The 8,380-nt window shown below is 52.5% G+C and carries 10 protein-coding genes; 2 read left to right on the top strand and 8 right to left on the bottom strand.

The window, feature by feature from the left end; all coding sequences use genetic code 11:
• Positions 1-339 precede the first annotated feature (339 nt).
• The 4 genes from ACMV5H_RS24530 to ftnA form a co-directional block, all read right to left on the bottom strand.
• A complete protein-coding gene (locus ACMV5H_RS24530) occupies positions 340-681 on the bottom strand; it encodes a YebY family protein (RefSeq protein ID WP_115158049.1) in 342 nt (113 codons plus the stop codon).
• A 69-nt stretch (positions 682-750) separates the two neighbouring features.
• Positions 751-1,632, bottom strand: coding sequence for a copper homeostasis membrane protein CopD (gene copD / locus ACMV5H_RS24525; RefSeq protein WP_115158050.1), 882 nt, complete (start codon positions 1,630-1,632; stop codon positions 751-753).
• A gap of 3 nt (positions 1,633-1,635) precedes the next feature.
• Entirely contained in the window at positions 1,636-2,019 is a 384-nt protein-coding gene (yobA, locus tag ACMV5H_RS24520) for a CopC domain-containing protein YobA (RefSeq protein WP_414822679.1), read from the bottom strand.
• A gap of 322 nt (positions 2,020-2,341) precedes the next feature.
• The gene (gene ftnA, locus ACMV5H_RS24515; protein ID WP_115158052.1) at positions 2,342-2,860 is read right to left on the bottom strand and encodes a non-heme ferritin; all 519 of its coding nucleotides are present in this window, start codon (positions 2,858-2,860) and stop codon (positions 2,342-2,344) included.
• A 387-nt stretch (positions 2,861-3,247) separates the two neighbouring features.
• Between ftnA and ACMV5H_RS24510 the strand changes: the two genes are divergently transcribed.
• A complete protein-coding gene (locus ACMV5H_RS24510; protein ID WP_021181054.1) occupies positions 3,248-3,478 on the top strand; it encodes a DNA polymerase III subunit theta in 231 nt (76 codons plus the stop codon).
• Between the two features lie 41 nt (positions 3,479-3,519).
• Here the strand turns inward: ACMV5H_RS24510 and pip are convergent, their stop codons facing one another.
• Together pip and ACMV5H_RS24500 are read right to left on the bottom strand one after the other, a co-directional pair.
• The gene (pip, locus tag ACMV5H_RS24505; RefSeq protein WP_115158053.1) at positions 3,520-4,473 is read right to left on the bottom strand and encodes a prolyl aminopeptidase; all 954 of its coding nucleotides are present in this window, start codon (positions 4,471-4,473) and stop codon (positions 3,520-3,522) included.
• A 112-nt stretch (positions 4,474-4,585) separates the two neighbouring features.
• Entirely contained in the window at positions 4,586-5,023 is a 438-nt protein-coding gene (locus ACMV5H_RS24500) for a TraR/DksA C4-type zinc finger protein (RefSeq protein ID WP_021181053.1), read from the bottom strand.
• A 421-nt stretch (positions 5,024-5,444) separates the two neighbouring features.
• Here ACMV5H_RS24500 and exoX point away from each other — a divergent pair, with 421 nt between their 5' ends.
• Positions 5,445-6,113 (top strand): exodeoxyribonuclease X, encoded by a 669-nt coding sequence (gene exoX, locus ACMV5H_RS24495; RefSeq protein ID WP_115158054.1) that lies wholly within the window; start codon positions 5,445-5,447, stop codon positions 6,111-6,113.
• A gap of 30 nt (positions 6,114-6,143) precedes the next feature.
• Here the strand turns inward: exoX and ACMV5H_RS24490 are convergent, their stop codons facing one another.
• Complete coding sequence (locus tag ACMV5H_RS24490) at positions 6,144-8,177, bottom strand: S9 family peptidase (RefSeq protein ID WP_414822678.1); 2,034 nt, start codon at positions 8,175-8,177, stop codon at positions 6,144-6,146.
• 122 nt (positions 8,178-8,299) lie between these two features.
• The coding region (locus ACMV5H_RS24485; protein ID WP_414822680.1) for an IS3 family transposase at positions 8,300-8,380 on the bottom strand (81 nt) is incomplete at its 5' end.

The raw sequence follows: 8,380 nt of genomic DNA, 5'->3' as shown, positions 1-8,380 counted from the left end.
GGGAAAAGAATACGTGATGTTGTAAAAGGCCGAGTATAGGAATTCGTGGAAATTTCGTGTATTTTCGTGGAATTGATTTTTTATCCTTATAAATCAATAGAATAAAAAAAGACCGAGTACGATTCCTATACTCGGTCTAGGGAAAGGGCTCTTGGGAGAGAGCCGTGCGCTAAAAGTTGGCATTTATGCAAGGTTTGTTCAACCGTGCATTCTAAGAATAGTCCAAGGTGCCAGTTTTGCCAGCCCAGCGCACACAAGTGATAGTTACAAACAGAAATTAATTACGGACATCTCGTCACCACCCGTAAACTTTTGCATAAGTATCGAGTGGTTAGCTGATTAGTCAGCACACAATTTTTCTGCTCTTTCGCGGAAAGGTTGCACGCTCATTTTCTGGCCGGGGTGGCTGGCGTCATCCAGCAGGATCACATCCAGCGATTGAGCACGCTGTTGCCCCGCTTTCACCTGTGCTTCTGCTGCTTCATTGAGCGGATACTGCATCAGGGTGCTGTTGTTGAGCACGAACAAGGCAGCCCCTTTGCGACATTGCAGCGTGACTTCCTCTTTGGTGAACGCCCACTGTTTGCCGTACTCCAGCTTAGTGACGTTAACCAGCTTATCTGCCGCCAGCGCGCTCGACGCCGTTGCCAGCAGCGCAATACCAAGAATTACAGATTTCATGTTTTTGGCCTTAAGTTGCGATTTAAATCGATTTTCCCGCAGTTTGGGGGCATCCGGCAAGGCGCAATGTCATACCGGTGCATAGGTTGCAAATAAACTCACCAACAGCAGCACCGCTGCGCCCAACGCCACCTCAAGCCAACAGGCGATCACCAACCCGCGCTGTGCCAGATTGGGGGAGGTGCGCATTGCGGGGACGATAACGTAACGGTTTGCCAATGCCACCATCACCATCAATGCCACCAGCCCGGCTTTAACTAACAACAAGCGTTGATAGGCGGAATCGAGATCGACTGGCCAGCGACCAAGGATGATCAGGCTGTTGATTATGCCCGTGACGATCACCAGCACCACGGCAACATGGCCCCAGCGGGAGAAACGGATCAGGGTGGCGATAGCATCAATACGCCACTGCGGTTGTGGCAAGTAGCGCAGGCAAAGCAACAACGGTAATAGGCTGCCGAACCAGTAGCCTGCCGCTAACAGGTGCAAGGCGTGGTTAACTCGGTGTGCAATTCCCAATATTCCCGCATGCATCGCCGCATGGCCGATAAACGCCATGCTGATCAGTAGCAGTGCCGAGCACAGCGCTAGCGCTTGCCCCCGCTTTGCCGCAGGCAACAGCAAGGCTAACAAGGCCAGCAGGGAAAACCCCAGATGCCAGCGCCAGGCCTCACCAAAGGTGGTGCCCAACACCGCCCACCAAATGCTCAATTGCCAGGTATCCGCCCAGCCATCACCCATCAATCCGGCCTGAATGGCCAGCATCAGCAAGGCGGTTAATGCGGAGATCCAGGTCGCGGCGAGCAGCAGCGGGCGCAAATCGCGGGTGATGAGCGGGGAGAGGCGCTGTGACGACAGGACGGCGGTGAACAGGCTGACGCCAAACATCAGCATCACCGCCGTAAAGTGCACAAAGCGACACAGCACAAACAGGGTCGCCAGAGTCATAGCTTAGTTAACGGTAAAGCTGTACTGACCTTTGGTTTTATGACCGTCAACAGAAACCACGTGCCAGCTGACCTGGTATTTCCCCGCAGCCAGTTCAGCTTCAATCGGTACGTTAACCAGGGTGTTGTTGCTTGGATCCAGATCCAGCTTGCCGGTTTTAACCACGGCGTTATCTGGGCCGGTCACTTTCACACCGCTGAAGTTAGGCTCAATACCTTCGGAGAAATTCAGCGTCAGCACTCTTGGCGCGGAGCTGACGGTGCCGTCTGCCGCCGGAGTCTGTACTTTCAGGTGGGCATGCGCCAGCGCCTGCTGAGAAGACAAGCCGACAAACAGTACAAAAATGGTGGAAAGCAGGCGATAGGATGAACGAATTTTAGCGATCACGGAGGAGTCCTTTATCAATTATGTAGGTGATAAGGGCCAAGACCGGTTACGCGGAGCGATGTTTCCGCAGCCTCAACCCACCACTGTGATTGCGCCACGGGTAAACAGCAGAAGGAGTGGGTAACTCACTGTTATAACTCTCTACCTCCCGGTAGCGTATCGCGTTAAATCATAACGACGGTGAATCGGCAAGTCGAGCACATCACTGATATTTTGCGATCTGGCAGCACGTATCGCTATAGCAGTTCGATAAACACAGGGCAAAAAAAACCGCGTACGGTGAAAAGTACGCGGTTTTCAAATTGATGACAAAAGCGGGTTATCAGGCCTGGCCGTTACCGTTTACTGCCTCAGCACCCATTCTCTTCAGATCTTTATCAATGAAGAACAATGCCTTGCCGCTGTTGCCTACCAGCGCCAACTTGTCCAGCACGGATTTGAACAGCTTCTCTTCTTCGTGCTGTTCGGCAACGTACCATTGCAGGAAGTTGAAGGTTGAGTAGTCTTGTGTGGTCATAGCCACGTGCGCCAGCTCATTGATTTGACGAGTGATCAGTTGCTCATGCTCGTAAGTCTGCTGGAAAACGTCCGCCAGTGATTCAAACTCTACCGGGGGTGCAGAAATGCTGCCGATCAGCGGCAAAGCCCCGGTATCACTGAGGTAATCGAACAGACGCTGCATGTGCTGCATCTCTTCGCGTGAATGTTCTTTAAGGAATGCGGCAGCCCCTTCGAAGCCTTTATCACTGCACCAGGCGCTCATTTGCAAATACAAATTGGCGGAATAGAATTCCAGGTTCAGTTGCTCATTCAGTTTCGTGATCATTGCTTGCGTTAGCATGAGGTTCCCTATTATCTTTGCAGGTCATAAACTTAATTGACCGCATTATGCCTTGATTAACACAAAATAAAAACACTTGATTTACATTCATTTATTTAAAAGTGAATTTACCTATAAATTCAATGCGTTATAAAAAACTCAATTTTACATTAAATTATTATGATAATCATTTTCATCTTTATATTTGCAGGAAGACGAATCATTCTTATTTAACAAAATAAAACAACGTCATTAGGCTTAAACATTATATCACCCTGCTTTTTGTAATGACTCTATACTCAGAGTCTGAAGATGACAGGGATAGGTTGGCTTGAGAAGCTTGCCAAGCGCGGCACGGTAGATTACCTTCTGCGCTGACTTGCCGTTACACACTAGAAGGAGGATCCCATGGGGTACAATCTGGCCGAACTTTCCAAAGACGAGATGGACAAGGTGAACGTTGATCTGGCCGCGTCTGGAGTGGCATTCAAGGAACGCTACAATATGCCGGTGATCCCTGAGATGGTGGAGCGTGAGCAGCCAAAGCATCTGCAGGACTACTTCCGCGAGCGTGTGATGCACTATCGCGTCGAATCACATAAATTCTCTCGTCTGCCTTACGAACCTAAAATGAAGTAGTTGGACGGGCGCAGCATGCTACGCCCCTACCATAAATAACATCACTTGCCCGCAAAACGGTCGGTAGCCAGCATCAGCTGGTGCAAAATACCCGGTTCATCCGTGGAATGCCCTGCCCCTTCGACAATATGCAGTTCAGCCTCAGGCCAAGCCTTGGCCAGATCCCAGGCGTTTTGCACCTGGCAGGCCATATCATAACGGCCATGGACGATCACTGCAGGAATATGACGGATCAGCGGGACGTTGCTCAGCAGTTGGTCATCGCTGTCGAGAAAGCCCTGATGGCTAAAGTAGTGGTTCTCAATACGGGCAAAGGCCAGCGCGAAATCATCTTCGCCAAAGGAGGCGGAAGCACCGCTTGGTAACAGCGTTACCGTTTCCCCTTCCCACACGCTCCACAGTTTGGCAGCCTCAAGCTGCACTTGCAGATCCGGTGAAGTCAGGCGTTGACGGTAGGCAGTAATCACGTCCTTGCGCTCTTCCTCCGAAAGGATAGAGAGCACCCGCTCCCATTTATCCGGGAAGAAGCGGGAAGCGCCGTCTTGATAATACCAACTCAGTTCCTGCTTACGCAGCGTGAAGATCCCCCGCAGCACCATCTCGCTGACGCGTTGCGGATGCGTTTGCGCATAGGCCAGCGCCAGCGTGGAACCCCAGGAGCCACCAAAAACCAGCCATTGGTCCACTCCGGCCATGACACGCAGTCTTTCGAGATCGTCGACCAAGTGCCAGGTGGTGTTATTGTCCAGGCTGGCATGCGGTTTGGAACGGCCACAGCCGCGCTGATCGAACAGCAAAACCTTATAGCGCTGCGGGTCGAACAGCTGGCGATGATAAGGTGCGCTACCACCGCCAGGCCCTCCGTGAATAAATACCGCTGGCTTCCCGTTTGGATTGCCGCTCAGCTCCCAGTAGATCCGGTGCCCATCTCCAGTATCCAGCCAACCGCTGTCATAGGCGGCTAATGGCGGGTACAAACCTCGTAATTGTTCCATGGCGCATGCGTCTCTCTGTGAGTGATACCTTCATCAAAGCCGAAGCCGCTCATCAGGTCAACGGTAAAACGCTAAAACCTCCACCTATACCAACATGTTAGAGCGCGTTTGCTTAAAATGAAGTCGACTTGCTTTTACGCATATGGGGTTCGCGCATTTCTTGTGCGGTTTTGGCTTCAATACTCAGCTCTGCCGTGGGGCGCAATAACAGGCGTGGCAGGCCGATAGGCTCACCCGTTTCAAGACAATAACCAAAATCACCGGTTTCCAGGCGCTGCAGGGCGGCGGCCATCTTGGGCAGCAGGCGGGTTTCCCGATCCAATTGACGGAACAGCAGGCGCAGATCTTCTTCGCGCGCGGCTTTATCCGCTTCGTCACCGCTAATATCGCCGCTGTCGATATCACGTTTCAGCACGTCGATGTGCTGCCAGAGTTTTTGTTGCTCGTCCAATAGGCGTTGGCGGAAAAACGCCCGCTGCTCCGCATTCATGTAATCAGATTCTGGCATCGCCAGCAGTTGTTGCTCGCTTAATAATGTCATGACTGTCATGGCACACTCCGTGTACATAAGTTTGTTATATTATAACATTATTAACACATAAAGGTTAATAATAAATAATCATTGGATAAACAAGGCGTTGACGTTTCCATACCCTTTGCTGCTTGCATATGATGGTCGCTAGGGGGTTAATGGTCCGGCAAGCCACCCAACCATAGGTTAACCAAGAGGCCATCATGAGTAAGGGAATGGACAGCAAGAAAAATGCGAAGAAGAAGCCGTTGAAAACCCCTGCCGAGAAAAAAGCGGAGAAACGTTCCAAAAAAGGACAGGCGTCTACATCTGGTGAGTAAATCAGTTTCTGACCGTAGTTAAACCCGCCGAGGCGGGTTTTTTGTTGCCTGCGAAAAGACAGGTTGGCATCGCAACCCCATATCGTTAAGCTAGGCAGTAGACTTTAGCTGGGAACATCATGATGTTACGTGTAATCGATACTGAAACCTGTGGGCTAGACGGCGGCGTAGTGGAAGTCGCTTCCGTTGACGTGATCGACGGGCAAATCACTAATCCGATGAGCGACCTGATCAGCCCAGACCGGCCTATCGGCCTGGACGCCATGACCATTCACCACATCACCGAGCAGATGGTTGAGGGCAAGCCGCGTATCGCCGTCGCCATTGGGCGTTATCAGGGCAGCCAATATTATGTTGCGCACAACGCCGCCTTTGATCGGGCCATGCTGCCGGAAATGAACGGTGCCTGGATTTGTACCCTCAAGCTGGCACGTACGCTGTACCCAGACATTAAATATGGTAATCAATACCTGCGCTATGCGCTGAATCTGGATGTACAACTGCCGCAGGATACCGCGCTTTATCCACACCGCGCACTGTACGACTGCTACGTCACCGCCGCACTGCTGCAACGCATTGTGCAAGACTCCGGCTGGACGCCAGAACAGATGCTGGAAATCACCGAGCAGCCGGTATTGTTGAAAAAATTCAAGTTTGGCAAATATCGTGGGCAATCTATTGAGCAGGTTGCGCTGGACGATCCTGGCTATCTGCGTTGGATGCTGAAATCCATCGACGATCTCAGCCCGGATATGAAACACACGTTGAAATACTATCTGTTGGGTTAATCAGGCGGGCAGTCTCCTGCCCGCGATGATTTATTCCGCCAGCGCCAGAATAAACGCATATTCCAGCGCAATATCTTCGTAAGCCTTAAAGCGCCCAGACTTGCCGCCGTGGCCGGCATCCATATCGGTATACAGCAGCAGTTGGCGATCGTCGGTTTTCAACTCACGCAGTTTCGCTACCCACTTGGCAGGCTCCCAATATTGCACCTGTGAATCATGCAGCCCGGTGGTGACCAGCATATGCGGATAATCCTGCGCTTTCACCTGGTCGTAAGGGCTGTACTGCAAGATGTAATCGTAATACGCCTTGTCGTTTGGGTTGCCCCACTCGTCATATTCACCGGTGGTGAGCGGGATGGACTCATCCAGCATGGTGGTGACCACGTCCACAAACGGCACCTGAGCCACTACGCCATTGAACAGCTCAGGAGCCTGGTTGACTACCGCGCCCATCAGCAAGCCGCCGGCGCTGCCCCCCATGGCGAACACTCGCTCAGCATCGCCATAACCCTGCTCTACCAGTGCCTTGGTGACGTCGATAAAGTCGTTAAAGGTATTTTGCTTGTTGAACAGCTTACCGTCTTCATACCAGAGCTGCCCCAGCTCGGCACCGCCGCGAATATGCGCCAGCGCGAAGACAAAACCGCGATCCAGCAGGCTGAGGCGGCTGGCACTGAATGCAGGATCCATGCTGCTGCCATAGGAGCCGTAGGCATAGACCATCAGCGGGTTCGTCCCATGTGCGAAGCGGTCAGCACGGTAAACCAAAGATACCGGTACCTCAACGCCGTCACGGGCTTTCACCCACACGCGCTCGCTACGGTAATCTTCCGCCGTGAAGTTTTTCACTTCCTGCTGCTTGAGCAACTCTCGCTCGCCGCTGTCCAGATTCAGCTCATACAGCGTAGTTGGAGTCGTCATGGAAGAATAGCCGTAACGCAGCAGCTCGGTTTCCGGGTCTGGATTGTAAGCCAGCCAGGTGACATAGGTCGGATCGTCAAAAGCGATGCGCTTGTCTTCACCGCTCTGCCAGTGGATTTGGCGCAGCTGGGTCAGCCCGGCGATGCGCTCCTCCACCACCAGCCAGTCACGGAACAGGCTGAACCCTTCGAGCATGACATCGGTGCGCGGGGCAATCAGTTCCTGCCATTGGCTTTCCTCAGCCTGCTCGCTCTGATACAGGCCAAAGTTCTTGCCGTTTCTGTTAGAACGAATGTAGAAATGCTCACGGTAGTGATCGATGGCATATTCGTGATCTTTGCGGCGCGGCGCGAACATCTGCGGCTTGCTGTCTGCACTGTTCGCATCCAGCAGCAGGATCTCCGAGGTGGTGGTGCTGCTGAGGTGGATCAGAATAAAGCGCTCGGAGGTAGTTTTTTCCAGGCTGACGTAGAAAGTGTCATCCTGTTCCTCGTAGATCAGCACGTCCTGCTGCGGATCGCTACCCACCACGTGGCGATAGACCTGATACGGCAGCAATGTCTTGGCGTGTTTACGTACGTAGTAGACGGTGGCGGAGTCATTCGCCCACTCGAAGTTGCCAGAGGTATTTTCCAGCACCTCATCGGCCCAGCTATCGTCGCGTAGGTCCTTGAAACGGATATCGTATTGGCGGCGTGACAGGAAGTCCTCCGCCACGGCCAGGCGCTGGTTGTCCGGGCTGACGTCCAACCCGCCCAGCGTATAGAATTCGTGCCCTTCCGCACGCTGGTTGCCATCGAGCAAGGTGTCCCAAAGCTCGGTAGCCGCTGCAGGCTGGCGCACATACAGCGCATATTCATTACCCGGCTCATAGCGGGTCTGATAGCGGAAACCACGCCTGACGTAAGGCACGGAATGTTCCTGCTGTGGGATGCGCGCGACCATCTCCTGATACAGAGTTTCACGCAGCGCCCGTTGCGGTTTTAGCTGAGCGTCGGTGTAGGCATTTTCAGCCCGCAAATACTCCAATACCTGAGGATCGGTACGTTCGTCATCGCGCAGCCAGTAGTAGTCATCCACACGCGTGTCGCCATGGATAGTGATGGGATAAGGACGTTTTTCTGCCTTGGGAGGTGTCATCATTGCTAAATCATCCGCTTACTTTGATTAAGGCAAGAATGACACGAATTTCACAAGGTTAACAAGCCGCGTAAGTAAATGGGCGCAGCATGTGAACTGACCCCAAGAAGTTGGACGGTTTAAAATTAAGCAACCATCAAAGCCTGCGTTCTGTACTCCACAGGGCTCAGGCCTTTGAGCTTCTGTTTGATACGATGGTTATTGTA

The organism is Serratia sp. N21D137, assembly GCF_047530005.1.
GTDB lineage: Bacteria > Pseudomonadota > Gammaproteobacteria > Enterobacterales > Enterobacteriaceae > Chania > Chania fonticola_B.
This window is presented reverse-complemented; position numbering and strand designations above follow the sequence as displayed.